This window comes from Methylophaga sp. UBA2496, from assembly GCF_002341635.1.
Classification (GTDB): Bacteria; Pseudomonadota; Gammaproteobacteria; order Nitrosococcales; family Methylophagaceae; genus Methylophaga.
In genome coordinates this window covers 335,175-349,890 of record NZ_DDOK01000005.1, presented here as the reverse complement: position 1 = coordinate 349,890, position 14,716 = coordinate 335,175, and the positions used below count along the sequence as shown (strand labels likewise).

Sequence of the window (14,716 nt, the reverse complement as noted above, 5' to 3'; positions counted from 1 at the left end):
TCTTTTAATTATTAGTGTTACTTAGGACATTCAAAAACTTATTTCTCCGGCTTGGCATTTGTCTCAATTAGTAAGTTATTAGTAGTCTATATTTAAAATAGGATTAAGAATGTTCTATATTTTAATCACTAACCTTGGATTGAAAGAATGTGGCATCCTCTCACAAGAGTACCCTTTTTGATTGCTCATCACTCTACATCCATTAATATGCATATCAACATTTGCATGCGTATGGCCAAAACACCATACATCGGCATATTGAAGTAAATCATCACAATCTGAAATAAACGCCGCAGCCATCTGGTCCATCTCAAAGTCAGGATGGTGGCAGATCAAGCTCGGCGCATGATGCGTCACAACAACCGTCTTACCCTCAAATGGTTCTTTGAGCTTTTCATGCAGGTATAACTTGGCTTTCTGATGAAGTAACAACGCATCTTGTGCAGTAAAACGGTTATCACCGTATTTGATAAATCTATGGTCGTTTAAATAAAACGAAATAAAGTCCATCGTTTTCTGTTTATCGAAACGCCCATCAAGTGCATAGTCCGTCCATAACGTAGAACCGATAAACCGAGCACCATTCAGTGTAATCTCGTCATTATCCAACAGGTGCAGCCTTGGATAGGGTTTTGCGAATAACCGCATTTCTTCTCTTAGTAATCTGATGTCATGTCGGTAAAACTCATGATTACCCGGAACATAAATGACATCTTTATCAAAACGTTTAATGAGCTTTACGGCAAACTGAAGCCCTTTCAGTCCGGTGTTAATGTCTCCTGCCAGAATAATAAGATCTGCATCTGATTCAGGCGGGATGAAGTAGTCTCCCATTTCAAGATGCAAGTCAGAGAAAAGTTGGAATTTCATAAAAACCTTTTGAAGTTAATATTAAGTGACCGGCTCATCAATATGCTGTTGGCAACGGGTCAACACATAGCCATATACGCTTACCGGCTCCCCGGGCTTCCCACAGCAGTCACATATTTCGGTTGAATCTAATTGAGCTTCATTAATCAGTTCAGTTATGCCTGGACCGCTAATTTCCATATAAACACGCAGTTCACCAAATTTTTCTTTCACTTGATTGACCAGCGGCAGTTCATGCTCCGAAATACCCTGACGTTTTCTATCTTCTGCTATCGCCTCAATCGCTTGTGATAGATTGAGCAGTAACTCGAACCAGCCTGAGCCGCATTGGAAGCCCCAGACCATCTGTGTTCGGTTTTCTGCGTCTGCTGCATCTCGATTGCGGTAGATGATAGGACAGCTTGAATACAGTGCCTTCGTTAACGTCTCACGCATGACTAAAACTCGTATTTCAATTTGATGGAGACTTCTTTTACTTTGCAGAAATTCTCATACATTGTCTGAGCACGCGGATGGAGCTTTCCAGGTGGTGTCAGAAACGTATAGCGTGAACCCGATTCGGTTATCCCTGTATTGGTTTCTCGGTCGTATTCTCGAATGACAGAGCTTAATCGATAGTGTTGCTCGTTCATGCTGTATCCCAGAAACTTCTCCGTCATAACATGCTCATACTCAATCATCAGAATATTCCAGTCCTTCATGATGATTTCACCGGGGGGCACATAAATATCCATATCGTTCTCCTTTGCGTTATAAGGTGCGTTAGTGAAGTTTCTTAGTTGATTTGGGCTTAGCCTCAGGGGGTACTGTGATGCCCAGCGTACGTTCAATGGAAATTCTGATATGGGAAGCGGAGAGCTGCGTCGACTTCTCCTTCAGGCACAGGCCTATAGCCTCTCTCAGGACTTCGTTTAACTGACGTACATTGACTTTATTCATTTGTAGCGCGTCGAGTGCTTCACTATCCAATGTCGAGATCATCAGGTTATCCACTTCAAGGTGCTTGATAATGTTCTCAAGGGCGAACGGCGCAATCTGTCGTAACTGCTCAAGGGTTGGCTCACTTACCCTTACTTTCTTCAGCCGACTTAAAATGGGCTCATCTATATTTTTTTCTTCGTTCGCGGTGAGAATAATGCAGATATTCGAAGCATCCATGGGAACCTGAACAAACTCATCCTGAAACTCTTTGGCGGTCTCAGGTTCAAGCAACGTCAGTAAAGAATTATTGACGTTTCCACCATTGATGAATTTATTGTCAGCTTTATCGATTTCATCCAGAAACAACACAAAGTTAGCAATACGGTTCTGCAAAAGATGTGATGCTACGAGGCCAGGTTTGGAATTACCCCACTGTGAACTCGTACCCACCAAGACCATTCCCGCCGTCGTGGCGGCAAGATCGACTTTTTCAAAGCCCAGACCAAGCAATTCAGAAAGCTCCCTGGCATAGTGTGTTTTTCCTGTGCCTGGCGGTCCCAGTAGTAAGATAGGCCAGAAATAAACACCCTTTGAAGAACTGTGCAAGGAAATCATCAACTCATTAAATATGGCATCTGTTGCCTCGTTAAAGCTCGGAAATTTTTGGCGTAAATGTGCCTCAATTTCAGCTAAACGTTCACGGGTCAATTTGACTCGGATCCTGACATCAGGTAGCTTTTTAAAGAGGTTTGCACTTTGATTGAGAACATCTTTTGACAGCGTCTCCCGGCGGTCCGACAGGGCGACTGGATCAAATAATTTGATGAATTGCGTTAACTTAGTCATGACTGAGGATCTCATGTGAGCGTCTAAAATCTTGAATAGCCCGAGAGTGGCCATCCAAAATTTCATAGAGGTAGTGCTGGGTATCAAAACTCTTCGGGGGTTTGGTAGTGGCTTGTATATTCCGGGCACGAGGAACTGACTTCACAGCCCACTCAATCATGCCCTCTTCAGACGGCGGGACTAATCGCAGTGACGTAACGTCGGCGTTTGGATTAAGCTCTGCGAGCTTGGACACCATGTCAGAAAATAAGCAGGAAGCTTTATCCCACAGATCTCTGGAAAAAATAATGGGTATCTTCGGATCAATAACAACTTGAGACAGCGCGCCACGTTCGAGCAGAGCGCTGGCTTTTTGCGTGGCCAAATGGCATGTAGATGTTTGCTCCAAGAAAATCTTTTGAATGTCCTCGCTTTTTCCATGACGCAAAGCAAACTCATTCCACAAGGTGAATTCATCATTGGTATTGCCGATATAAATACTTCTCTCATCGATCCACGCCAAGTGATGATAAAACTCTGCTATATCTTCAAACTCTGATTTTAAACAAGCGATCAGTTTGCCTTTATAGCGATCATATGGGTCTTTACGGGGCTTTGTGACCCGCGAATGCTTGACCCATTCCTCAATGTTATCCAGCGAATTTCTTTTATCTTCAGGATGGGAATACTTCAACGTGTAGCGAAGCGGACTATTATTAAAGAGCTTTTTTAATAGCCGTTTAGCATAGGGATGAAGTCGACCAGGCGCGCTCAAAAATCTATAGCGTGTGCCAGATCTAGTTATCGCCGTATTGGAATGTAAATCCAATTTAATGATGGGCGTGCTGAATCTTGCCTGTTTTCGCCCGATGTCAAAACCAATGATATGTTTATCCATCCCGAGTTCGACGACATCCCAAAAGACGAGCAGCCTTTCTTCACTTTCTTCTCTAACTTTAGCAGCCAACTTCTGGCCCTCCTCCAATAAACCTGAGGGCAAGATTAATAGCTTTTGTTTTGTATCACAAGAAATTATTTTTTACATATAATCAATATTAACATTTAGTTAGGATATATTTATAAGGTAACTTATTAAGTATATATTACACTTTTTCGACGTTATTACTTATAGCTTGGTAGTCAGTAAGTCCTATATCCTCTTTCGCCTGATTGAATGACTCGTGGCCAACGACTATGTATTTGTGCATCCTCGGGCTCGGGTTCCAATGTCACCACATATACTCGACGCTCATTACCCTCTTTCGCCACTAAACCTTGAATGTATTGCCCCTTCTGCAAGTCATACCAGTGACTCTGACCTTCAAAATCTTTTTCCATAAACGCTAACACTGGGATCTTTACCGGCTTGGGAAAATAACGCTCCCATACGCCGCCATAAATGGATTCAATCTTTGCCCATCCAGTTATAGGTAAAAATCCAGGTTGCTTTTGTCGACGTCCCCAGGGTAACAACTCAATCGAGCCATCTTTTTTTAACACTGGCAGCATGGCTTTGGGGTTGGGGAAATACATCCGCATGAATTCATCACCATATTGAAAATAGGCTCCACCGCACATCAGATCGTCTTCCTATGGCCTGTGGGCTTCCATGCGGGGGCTATTACATTTGGCATCTCACTACGTCCGATCACAGGCATTGGTGCCACGGTAAATTCGCCGTAGCGTTGGTTAATCTTATCTACCGCCTGATTAATCTTTTCACGTTTGATTTGATGGGTGTTATCCAAAAATAAATCCTGCTGCCGAGACTCTGTGGGATTTAATGCTGTGATTTGTACCTGTCGAGCATCTTGGCCAACCCAATACTTTTGCATAAACTGCCGACCCAGTTCATAAATAACCTGACCATCGTCCGTGGTGAAATCAATCTTTGTTTTCATACCAAGCCAGCCCGCTTCGGTTTTGATACCGATGAAAAAATGATTCGATTGAAAGTTATGACGACGCAGTCTTGTTCCGACCTTTTCAGCCATATGCTGCAAGTAAAGTAAAACGGTTCGTAAATCACGGGTACCAGGCGGCATGACTTTGCCATGCCCAATGGTTTTAGGCGGTTTTACGATTGTTGTTACGGGCTCGGGATCTTTGCCTTGAGCCATTAACCAGATTCGTCTGCCGGGATTACCAAAGCGTTTGGCTAAGATGCCGATCGGTAACTTCTTCATATCGCCACATTTATATACGCCGTACTTATTCAGAAACGTGCCAATGCCTTTAGCAATACCACTCAGCTCAGTGACAGGTTCATCGGCCAGTCTAGCTTCAGCTTCCCAAGGCTTGATAACAGTTAAACCATCTGGCTTATTCAATTTGGCTGCAAACTTGGCAGTAGTTTTGTCACCACTCACACCAACACTACACGTCAGGCCAGAAGCATCGCTCACCGCTTTTTTTACTAGTTTCGCGATGGTTTCCGGATTTCCTAAAAGGCTCTGACAATGGGTAACATCCAGAAAAGCTTCATCGACAGAATATATTTCAAGGTCGGGGGTTATTTTTTCCAGCGCTTGCATAATTTGAGTGGATTTTTCCACATATCGATGCGGTCGGCTCGGAGCCTGGATAAGCTCGGGACACAGTCCTCTCGCCTCTTTCAGACGCATGCCCGTCTTTACTCCATACGCCCGGGCTTCATAAGAAGATGTGATAATCGTGCTACCTAATTTTCCATTCGTAATGGCCACAGGCCTATTGCGCCAAAACGGATTATCTTGTTGCTCTACCTGAGCGAAGAAGCAGTTCATATCGACCAATATAATAACCCTGTCCCAGAATTCATTACTTACAGCAGGCATAATCACCTTCAATTAAATGTATGGCCAAATGAGAAAATACAGAGAAGAGAAAATATAGGGAATCATTGATATTGGATCAATAAGAATTTTGTAAAAGACTCTCTGAAGCCATGTGAGATCAGCCAATAATTTTTGTAAGCTCGCAATAGCGGAAAAATAAGGAGACAAGGATGTTGATTTTAAAGAGACAGGTTGGCCAAAAACTTTATATTGGACAAGGAGTCATGATTGAAGTGTTAGGCGTATCTGGTTATGGGAAAAAAAGCCAGGTTCGAATAGGAATCACTGCCCCCAGAGAGGTGGCAGTGAATCGGGAAGAAATCTATTTAAGAATTCAGGAAAAACTCTCAGGGAATCAGTGAGCGCTTAACAGAAGCCCTGCATTCCATTTCCCTGCTCGCACGCGCTTCTGCACTTTATTTTTGTATGTCTCGGGTGATAGCTCCTCTTTACGAGTGTGCCTTTTAGCATTGCAGTAATGACAAGCCGCGACAATATTTGATTGATTAGAAGCACCTCCGGCGTGAAACGCAGTGAGATGCTCACCTGTACATTTGAACTGTTCAGCTTGTTTTAGAGTTAATTTATAACGCTGAGAAAAGATCTTTGCATCTGAGTTCCACATCGGTAGATCACAATAGTAGCAACGGCCATTTTGTTTTTTGAAAGCTTTAGTGCGAGGTGCACGGAGGGAAGGTCGGTTTTTTGCCATGAAGTTCTCCACAATTATTGGTTACCTCGCCCTGCTCAGCAGAAACTAAGGAACCAGTGGATCATCCAACTGGCAAAACGCGCTCGTTATAACGAAACACAGTCGTAAATTAACAATCTATTTGAATTTTTACAATACTTTCGTGAACTAATGTAAGTAATAAAAAAAACCATTTCTGTAGCAACAAATTATTTTTCCACGGTCTCGTTATAAATAAATGGTAATAGTCGTGCGATATTTAATGCATCATCAATTGCACGATGATATTTGCCTTCAAATTCTAGGCCGTGATACTCCAAGGCAACTTTAGGACCTGCGTTACGAAAAGCTTTTTTACCTTTACTCCAACGCTTTTTTAAATTTTCATGAGGTAAATCAAGAAAGCTTGGACATACGCCGTGTCTCTCATACTCTTTTAAAAGTTGATGCTTATCATAGTTTCCCCATGACACCCATTGTGATAATTCGTATTGTCCAAGCCATTCGTTCAATGTTTTCGTGGCATCAGCATAATATGGGGCATTATCAACATCTGATTGCTTGATCGACGTTAGCTTCGTACAGAATTCAGTTAAAACAGGATGTAACTTGGGACGTGCAAAAAAAGATTTTGAATCGATAACCGTTCCATTTGTTTCACAGACGACACAACCAAATTCAATCACTTCCATATCATCTACCGTCTGCCGAAGATCGGTTCCATCCACCTTATCTTCCCAACAAGTTGCTTCCAGATCGACAACTAACATCATGTGGTTTCCAGTCCTAATTTTTTACTATTTCAAACAGATAGTTTAAGCGAAAAGATTTCAAGTATTATCCTAATTACAATTCCCTGCTTTTTTATATCCTGCATCATGTGCTTCAGTTTCGGAGACAAATTCGACAATATTTTTGGGGCTGACTTTGTCATATGACGGGCACCCATTGGGTAAATGAAAAACATTACTGTTACGGTTGCCCCTAATTATCTTTTGGACAACTGGTGCTTTATTGGCAGTGATTGCTACTTTTGCTGAACTTTTCTGTCCAATCTTCCAATTCTTTTCACCAGTCACAAATGGATTTGAATGGCCTGTTATAGTTGATATACGGCGGTCCCTTTCCAATTCCCAAGCTGAAACAGGATAAATGTTATGCCAGGACATCAATAAGCGTTGTTGTTGCTCAGACATATTCATACCGTATCGGTCATGCATGTAAAAATACACTCTTGCTAAAAACCCTTTAATTTCATTTCGTGGCTCAACCACTCTTGTTTTAAAGTCAACTCTGTATTCACAAGCACCATGTCGTTTAGTAGCCGATGGTAAGACGCCATAGTTGAAGTTCTGTCTATCTGAATTAAGCTCACCCACTGTTGGTGTGAGATTATGTAAATCAGCTTCCATCAAATTGAATACTGGATCGGTTTGTTTACAGTTCGAACGACCACCTTTTTGCCAACATTGCCGTGCACGGCCAAAGTTTGAGGCAGGAACGATGTGTTCCCATTCAATACGTTGCGCCCGATTACGCTGTCCTTCTGCTCTGATTTTATAACCACAAGATTTAAAGTCGACTCGACCACCGGATTTTCCAACCCATTTCCATTGGCAGGAACAATATGTAGAGCCATCATCATTTCGATCAAAATAGATTTGTTCTTTCGCAATTATTTTTGATTGTTCGAAAGTGGTAGGTGTGGCTGATGCGGAACTAAGCAACACACTGATAACGATGAAGAGATTTTTACTGAGATATTTAATAAACATATGATTAATTTGCTTAAAATTCGGACCTATCGCTTTATATTTAAACGTTCAAAAATAATTCTTTTAATCGATTCGTGCTAGGTTTACTACCCATACTTCTCGTTTATTTAAAAACCGTTTCTTGTCATAGTTTCCCACTTATACCAATAACGAAGTGTTATCCTATTGGGTTTCCCACAATTTAACGGACACTTTTCATAAGCATGTTTTAACATGAAAGGAAAAGTAGAAGATGAATCAAATGGGAACACGCAGAAAATACACCGATGAATTTAAAGCAGAGGCCATCAGGCTTGCGAGTCAACAGGACAGCTCGATTCAGGGAATAGCGGACGATCTGGGAATCAACTCTGGCATGCTGCGACGCTGGATAAAGACGGCCAATGGCGTGCCAAGCACTCAAAAAAATATGGCTGACGCTGAGCTGAATAAAGAGCTTGTCAGGCTTCGTCGGGAAAATGCCAAATTAAAAACAGAGCGTGACATTATAAAAAAAGCGCTTGTAGATTCAAATGGTCAAAGCAACAGTTTTACTAAAATACTGATTTGCATGGGCACATTTGATGAAACGAGCAAAACGAACATTTACTCAAGATGAGAAAGAACTGGTATTTAATTTATGGAAACAAGGCACCGGTTTCAGTGATATTGGAAGAGTATTGGACGCAGCACCCGGTACAGTTTTCACAGCATTACGTGAAACCGGTGGCATCAAACCCAGAACCAGAACCAGAAATGCCAAACATCTGACAATTGCTGAGCGTGAGGAAATAAGAGTCGCATTATCGGCGAAGATGTCACTCAGAGCTATCGCCAGGATGCTGAATCGCTCACCTTCAACCATTTCTCGGAAAATTGCCCGTAACCGAGGAAGACGCTTCTACAAAGCGGTTGATGCAGACAATCGTGCAAGGCGCATGGCCAAGCGGCCAAAACTTGGAATACTAGAGCTTAATTCAGATTTACGGCAACTCGTCATGTCAAAGCTTGAGCTGAAGTGGTCCCCTGAGCAAATATCTGGCTGGCTAAGTGTTGAATTCTCACGAAACAAACAAATGCAGGTTTCACATGAGACCATTTATAAATCAATGTACGTGCGTGCCAAAGGTGTGATCCATCACTCTTTCACGCAACATCTGCGGCGAAACAGACCGATGCGCCATAGCCAATATCATCGTCGAAGTGGCGATAGGAGCTTCACTAAAATTGTTAGTGGTTTGTCGATCCATGAACGTTCTAAAAACATTGATAACCGTAAGTCTCTTGGTCATTGGGAAGGTGCTCTGGTATCAGGTTCGAAAAACACACACATTGCTACGCTAGTCGACAGGAAGTCACGCTTTACCATCATCCTCAAACTGGCAGGGAAGGATGCTGAATCTGTACATAAAGCCTTGTTAGCAACATTTACAAAGATGCCAGCTGAATATCGTAAATCTTTGACTTGGGATAGAGGCATGGAGTTGGCTAAACATGCTGACTTAACAAAGGAAATTGGCATTCCTGTGTACTTCTGTGATCCGCAGTGCCCTTGGCAAAGGGGCACAAACGAAAATACCAACAGCCTAATTCGTCAATACTTCCCTAAAAAAACAGATCTATCACCACACTCACAAGAACGGCTGAATGCTGTTGCAACTCAATTAAACGAACGTCCGAGGAAAACATTGAAATTTAAAACACCATCACACATGATTGATAACGGTGTTGCAATGATCGTTTGAATCTACAGTAGCCTTTTTTAATATGGTTTTTTCCTGCTCCAGGCGCTTCACCCGCGCTTCCAACTCCTGAATACGCTGCTGTTCTGGCGTCAACGCTTTGGAAGCAGGCGTATGCCCACCTCGTTCAGCTTGTAACTGTTTAACCCAGCGACGCAGGGCTGACTCACACACACCGAGGGCTTGGCAGGCTTCTGGAGCACTGTAGTTCTGGTCCACCACCAGACTCGCTGCTTCCAGCTTGAACTCAGGAGTAAAACTTCTTCTTTGTTTTGTCATTGAACACCTCTTCGGAGGTCATATTACCTCCTTAATTGGTGTCCGGGATCAGTAAACCACTACATATCAATGGTATTGAGAATTTTTGGAATCAAACCAAGCGTCATTTACGCCGATTTAACGGTATTCCAAAAGCGCATTTTCACTTGTTTTTGAAAGAGTGTGAGTGGCGATTTAATAACAGTGACCCAAAGAGCCAATTAAAGCAATTAGCTCAATGGGTTAAGGCGGGTATGGGCTAGTTATCTGGATCAGTCCCTTAATTTATTTGCTTGTTGGGTTTTTAAAAATTTTTAAATAATGCATTTAAATTTACATATATTTAATTATCATAAATAACTAAGGCTAAATAAAGATTTCTAATAAAACCCCTAACTTAAACCTTTAAAACTATCAAGCTCGAAGAGCCAGAATTCGGCGCGCTCCATTGAGGACAATCAGGCCTGCTACGGTGCCAATAATCAAATCCGGATAGTTGGATCCTGTCCAGAGTACTAAGGCACCAGAGCAGATAACGCCCACATTGATCACGACGTCATTGGCTGAGAATATCCAGCTTGCCTTCATGTGTGCACCATTATCACGATGCCTCGAAATCAACAACATACAGATGATATTGGCAATCATAGCAACGAAGGCAACGGCCATCATCGTTACAGATTCAGGTTCGCTTCCGAATACGAAACGACGTAATACCTCCGCTAGAACACCTAAGGCAAGAATCAATTGAAGTACACCTGCAAATTGAGCGGCGCGGACCTGCATTTTGATACTATGGCCCACTGCATAGAGAGCAATACCATAAACAGCGGCATCGGCGAAATTGTCTAACGACTCACCTATCAGCCCTGCAGATTGGGCAAGCAAGCCAGCAGTCAATTCCACTATGAACATCAGAGCATTGATGCCAAGTAGCACAAGTAGGATGTGTGACTCCTGATCGGCAGAGCCAGCAAATTTTTCAATAGCCGAGACGCTATCGGTGGCGGCGGCTTGTGTCTTCTCAAGCGACGCACCTAGCCCCAAGCTTGCAAGTTTCGTGGTAATTGGCTCAACCGCTCCGTCATGTAGCACTTCTAACCGACGATTCGGCAAGTCAAACGATAGTGCTTTAATCCCACCTAAACTGTTCAATGCCATACGGATCATCCGCTCTTCTGACGGACAATCCATCTTTTGTATGTTAAAAACACTTATCCATTTACCTTTAATTACAGACGAAGTTGGCATATTGTTATCCTTGACTGAGTTAGTATTTATTTAGCATGAGTTATCACCGTTTTTTAACCCTGATAATTCTGCATTCAAATAGATATTTAACCATTGTTACTTGTCAGCTGAAGGTTTACCCCAACTGACATGATTTTTAGTCATCTCTCTGATGCTATACAGTTCGAGAGAGAATTTTGGCTACAATCGGAGAAGTGATCATTTGAATTACGGCGAAAAATGCGGCAGGAATAGCAATTTCTGAAGGTAGCCCGGATGCCGCTACAAAAGCAGCAGCTATACTGAATTCCTTCTTACTTACCGTGAAAAGATATGTGATGACCTCTTTTCGGTCGTTGGTTATCAGACGTGAGGTCATTCCTACCAGATAACCAATCAAATTCAGAGATAAAGCTGCAGCAGCAATAACAAAAGCGTACCAACCATAGCCAATAATCGTTTCTGCATTAGGCCCTATCACAGCGAGCAATATCAGAAGGTAAAGAAACGAGCCAATTCCTGCATAAGCTGAATCATGCCGTGAAAAAAATGTTGAAAACTTTGTTCGTAAACTCACGCCCAAAATGGTGGGAACGAGAACAATCAACACTAATTCGAAAATAATTTTGTCAAGCGGTACTTCCAGTTGAATGCCCGTCAGCCATAAAAAAAGCAGAGGAACAATGAATGGGGATAAAGCAGTATTTACCGCATTAAAAACGGCAGCCAATGCAACATTGCCTCGCGCCATCAACACTAACAACGGAGATGATACATCTGTGGGTAAAGTGCCAAGCAAAGTTTGGCCCATAGCCAACGGACCACTGCCAAAGAATAAGCGGCCGGTCAGCAGCCCGGCAAGTGACATGGGGCCATAAACTAGAACCAGCGCTAAAAATTGCCTTGAAGGTTTTCTAAGTACTAATCTCACGTCATGGGCATCAAAAGTCAGACTAATAATAAACATTAATGCAGCGAGTAATAGCCCAATTAGTGGTTGGAGATAATTACCTGTCTCAGGTAATACTAGGCCAATCCCAGCCACAATAATGACAAACCAAACGAGATTTGATTCTATGAAATAAATTAATCTACCCATGGTTTTTGATTTTCCAAACTTTATAAATAGTTGTGAATAAATTATTTAACATAGAATTTTTGACCAACATAACATTTCTTATCTTTAATGCGACCAATCAAAAACTGCATAATAGGATGAGAAATGCTAATTTTTGTTTGACGGATGCCCGACAGGCATATCGTAACGTTGCTGACGGTATAGCCAAGAAGGTAGTAATACATGTGCCAATGCTTCATGAGCATCCTCTTTATCTGCTGGCCCTGTAAGCTCTAATTGACGCTTGTTGAGAATATACTGCCCAGCTAGAGCGTCTTTTTGAGGGCGTAACACGGTCACCTTCTGCCCTTGCAGCAGGGCAAAATAATCGGCAAATTGCATCAATGCCCTGCCGGGTGATTGCTGCTCCTCTGGGCGGCTTAAGTCTCTGCCTATCATTGGTGTCTCAGCGCTAATACCCATCAGTGACAGTAAAGTAGGCGCCATATCAATCTGGCTCGCCACCGTCTTAATACGTTTTGGTTTTATATCAGCCCCTAAAATGAGGCCTGGGATTTGAAAACGTTCTATCGGCACAAGTGCATTTCCATAAACATTTAAATCATGATCGGCAATCACCAAAAAGAGTGTATTGTCCCAATAATCGCTTTTCATAGCTGTGTTAAAGAACTGCCCCAAAGCATAATCTGCATATTTAACAGCATTCAAATCAGTTTGTTTCTCGGCCGAATGCAGATCGATCTTGCCATCGGGGAATTCGTATGGCGAATGGTTGCTGGAGGTGAAAACTAAACTAAAGTACGGTTGATTACTCAGGTTCGCTTGAACGATCCGTTGATGCGCCATATTGAATAGATCTTCATCTGAGACCCCCCAACTGCCAACGAAGAGTGGATCAACGTAATCATTTTGGTCAATGATAGATTGAAAGCCATTGCCAATAAAGAAGTTAGCCATGTTATCGAAGTGAGATTGCCCGCCATAAATAAATTCCGTTTTGTAGCCACGTTGACCCAATAAATCTGCAACAGTGAAAAAATTCTGTTGTGATAAAGAAAGCTTTACTACGCTTCTTGCGGGCGAGGGCAAAAAACCCGTTATCGTGGCTTCAATTCCTCTTACTGAACGCGTACCGGTTGCGTAAAGTTGTTCAAACCACCAACCCGCATTTTTCAGTTTTTCCAGTTCTGGTGTTACGGAATACTCCCCACCCAAAGACTTGACAAAAGTGGCACCCAAGCTTTCTTCAAGAATGATAACCAGATTAAGTGGTTTATCTCTTTCAACTGTCGCTGGCCGTTTATTGAGAGTAGGAAATGGTGCATCTGGATCATTATCAAGCCAGGGATAGTTCTCGCTCATTTCCTGCATGATTTGTGCATCAGTCAGCGAACCATAGACTTCTCCGGCTTCTGCTTCATGCTTCATATTGTAGATAGCAAAATACACTGACCAAGTTGAGTTAATGATTAGGCTATTGACCATAGCATCCGAGCTGATTGCAAACATGGCCGGATTAGCTGGTCGATGGGATAAAGTAGATCGGATCATGACTACGAAGATGAGAACCATCAGCGGCCAAGTTAGCCATATACGCCAAATTGGCCAATCCAATTGATATTGTTTTAACCAATACTGTAACAATCGATTTGTGAACCAACCAGCTAATATAGTGAAAACAACGCCGAGAATGAGTGGAAGACGAAAACCTTCCCACAAGGTTGAGAAAACTTCTTTTGGATATTGCAGGTATTCGACAAATAGTCTGTTCGGACGCAAATCATACTGAACAATAAATGCCGGTGTGGCAGACTCCATAAAAACGATCAACATAATGATCATTAAACTCCAGAGCCACACTAGCTTTTGCCATAATTGCCAAGTAAGTTTATTAACCAGTAGCGGCATCAATAACATCAGTGGTGCAATAAGCATGCCCATAATAATGAGGTCGGCTCTGAAGCCCTGAATAAATATAGATGTCAGACCAATTGCTGCCGATACCCGATCCCACTGCCATAGAACAAGCCCTAATCTTGATAGCGAGAGAATAAGAAGCCCAATAAACAGAACCTGAAATAAAATGCGGTAAGGTCCTAGCATTGAGGTTGATTTTGTGATCATATTTTTTTCGTTTGAATTCAAAATAATCTGGGCCATAGTAATAATGTCCATGCTGCGATTGACATAATAAGGGTAAGTAAAACAGCCAGTGATCCATAATCTTTGGCCCGCCCAGTTAATAAGTGATGTTCTAAGCTGATTCTATCCAGCGTCGATTCAATTGCTGAATTGATCAACTCGACGACCATCACAGCAACCATGCTGACTATCAACATAAACCGCTCTATAGCAGTAAAGTCTACCCAGAACACAACCGGCAATAATAAGACGAATGCAATAAATTCCTGACGAAAAGCAACTTCATGACGCAGCGCAGAATGAAACCCTTTATATGAATAAAAAGTCGCCCAGAGCACACGTTTGAAACCAGTGAACTTTTTTGGTTGGATATTAATAATTGTCATTTT

General features: G+C 42.3%; 16 protein-coding genes and 3 pseudogenes. 4 read left to right on the top strand and 15 right to left on the bottom strand.

The genetic code is table 11. The features are described from left to right. Positions 1 to 114 precede the first annotated feature (114 nt). From B2W60_RS08830 to B2W60_RS08800, 7 genes are all read right to left on the bottom strand, one after another. Positions 115 to 870, bottom strand: coding sequence for a metallophosphoesterase (locus B2W60_RS08830; RefSeq protein WP_247870143.1), 756 nt, complete (start codon positions 868 to 870; stop codon positions 115 to 117). A gap of 21 nt (positions 871 to 891) precedes the next feature. Further along, positions 892 to 1,305 carry a hypothetical protein gene (locus B2W60_RS08825; protein WP_292359633.1) on the bottom strand — a complete coding sequence of 138 codons (414 nt, stop codon included), beginning with the start codon at positions 1,303 to 1,305 and terminating at the stop codon, positions 892 to 894. Between the two features lie 2 nt (positions 1,306 to 1,307). After that, positions 1,308 to 1,604 carry a hypothetical protein gene (locus tag B2W60_RS08820; protein WP_168800228.1) on the bottom strand — a complete coding sequence of 99 codons (297 nt, stop codon included), beginning with the start codon at positions 1,602 to 1,604 and terminating at the stop codon, positions 1,308 to 1,310. A gap of 28 nt (positions 1,605 to 1,632) precedes the next feature. Further along, a complete protein-coding gene (locus B2W60_RS08815; protein ID WP_292359635.1) occupies positions 1,633 to 2,637 on the bottom strand; it encodes an AAA family ATPase in 1,005 nt (334 codons plus the stop codon). Next, complete coding sequence (locus B2W60_RS08810; protein WP_292359637.1) at positions 2,630 to 3,583, bottom strand: hypothetical protein; 954 nt, start codon at positions 3,581 to 3,583, stop codon at positions 2,630 to 2,632. Before B2W60_RS08810 ends, B2W60_RS08815 begins: the two co-directional genes overlap by 8 nt. Before the next feature lie 173 nt (positions 3,584 to 3,756). Next, complete coding sequence (locus B2W60_RS08805) at positions 3,757 to 4,194, bottom strand: hypothetical protein (protein WP_292359638.1); 438 nt, start codon at positions 4,192 to 4,194, stop codon at positions 3,757 to 3,759. Beyond that, positions 4,194 to 5,432 carry a DNA polymerase Y family protein gene (locus B2W60_RS08800; RefSeq protein ID WP_292359640.1) on the bottom strand — a complete coding sequence of 413 codons (1,239 nt, stop codon included), beginning with the start codon at positions 5,430 to 5,432 and terminating at the stop codon, positions 4,194 to 4,196. The genes B2W60_RS08805 and B2W60_RS08800 overlap by 1 nt, the downstream gene beginning before the upstream one ends. 170 nt (positions 5,433 to 5,602) lie before the next feature. Here B2W60_RS08800 and B2W60_RS08795 point away from each other — a divergent pair, with 170 nt between their 5' ends. Beyond that, entirely contained in the window at positions 5,603 to 5,794 is a 192-nt protein-coding gene (locus B2W60_RS08795; RefSeq protein WP_136553363.1) for a carbon storage regulator, read from the top strand. Here the strand turns inward: B2W60_RS08795 and B2W60_RS08790 are convergent. The 3 genes from B2W60_RS08790 to B2W60_RS08780 form a co-directional block, all read right to left on the bottom strand. Next, on the bottom strand, positions 5,788 to 6,144 hold the full coding sequence (locus B2W60_RS08790; RefSeq protein WP_136553361.1) for an HNH endonuclease: 357 nt from the start codon (positions 6,142 to 6,144) through the stop codon (positions 5,788 to 5,790). The genes B2W60_RS08795 and B2W60_RS08790 overlap by 7 nt on opposite strands. Positions 6,145 to 6,332: 188 nt before the next feature. Next, positions 6,333 to 6,896 carry a 3'-5' exonuclease gene (locus B2W60_RS08785; RefSeq protein ID WP_136553359.1) on the bottom strand — a complete coding sequence of 188 codons (564 nt, stop codon included), beginning with the start codon at positions 6,894 to 6,896 and terminating at the stop codon, positions 6,333 to 6,335. A gap of 69 nt (positions 6,897 to 6,965) precedes the next feature. Beyond that, positions 6,966 to 7,898 (bottom strand): endonuclease, encoded by a 933-nt coding sequence (locus B2W60_RS08780; protein WP_292359644.1) that lies wholly within the window; start codon positions 7,896 to 7,898, stop codon positions 6,966 to 6,968. A 241-nt stretch (positions 7,899 to 8,139) separates the two neighbouring features. Here B2W60_RS08780 and B2W60_RS08775 point away from each other — a divergent pair. Continuing rightward, positions 8,140 to 8,397: pseudogene (locus B2W60_RS08775) on the top strand (transposase); the annotation flags it as partial. A gap of 64 nt (positions 8,398 to 8,461) precedes the next feature. Further along, positions 8,462 to 9,622, top strand: coding sequence for an IS30 family transposase (locus B2W60_RS08770; protein ID WP_136553355.1), 1,161 nt, complete (start codon positions 8,462 to 8,464; stop codon positions 9,620 to 9,622). Between the two features lie 12 nt (positions 9,623 to 9,634). Here B2W60_RS08770 and B2W60_RS08765 read toward each other — a convergent pair. After that, positions 9,635 to 9,898, bottom strand: a pseudogene (locus B2W60_RS08765) (transposase); the annotation flags it as partial. A gap of 62 nt (positions 9,899 to 9,960) precedes the next feature. Here B2W60_RS08765 and B2W60_RS08760 point away from each other — a divergent pair. After that, positions 9,961 to 10,140 (top strand): annotated as a pseudogene (locus B2W60_RS08760) (IS1595 family transposase); the annotation flags it as partial. A gap of 151 nt (positions 10,141 to 10,291) precedes the next feature. Here B2W60_RS08760 and B2W60_RS08755 read toward each other — a convergent pair. The 4 genes from B2W60_RS08755 to B2W60_RS08740 all read right to left on the bottom strand — a co-directional run bounded on the left by B2W60_RS08755 (position 10,292) and on the right by B2W60_RS08740 (position 14,713). After that, on the bottom strand, positions 10,292 to 11,128 hold the full coding sequence (locus B2W60_RS08755; protein ID WP_339612362.1) for a cation transporter: 837 nt from the start codon (positions 11,126 to 11,128) through the stop codon (positions 10,292 to 10,294). Between the two features lie 154 nt (positions 11,129 to 11,282). Next, positions 11,283 to 12,206, bottom strand: coding sequence for a bile acid:sodium symporter family protein (locus tag B2W60_RS08750; protein ID WP_292359648.1), 924 nt, complete (start codon positions 12,204 to 12,206; stop codon positions 11,283 to 11,285). A gap of 126 nt (positions 12,207 to 12,332) precedes the next feature. Continuing rightward, complete coding sequence (locus tag B2W60_RS08745) at positions 12,333 to 14,345, bottom strand: LTA synthase family protein (RefSeq protein WP_292359650.1); 2,013 nt, start codon at positions 14,343 to 14,345, stop codon at positions 12,333 to 12,335. Next, positions 14,327 to 14,713 carry a diacylglycerol kinase gene (locus tag B2W60_RS08740; protein ID WP_226069812.1) on the bottom strand — a complete coding sequence of 129 codons (387 nt, stop codon included), beginning with the start codon at positions 14,711 to 14,713 and terminating at the stop codon, positions 14,327 to 14,329. The genes B2W60_RS08745 and B2W60_RS08740 overlap by 19 nt, the downstream gene beginning before the upstream one ends. Between the last annotated feature and the right edge of the window lie 3 nt (positions 14,714 to 14,716).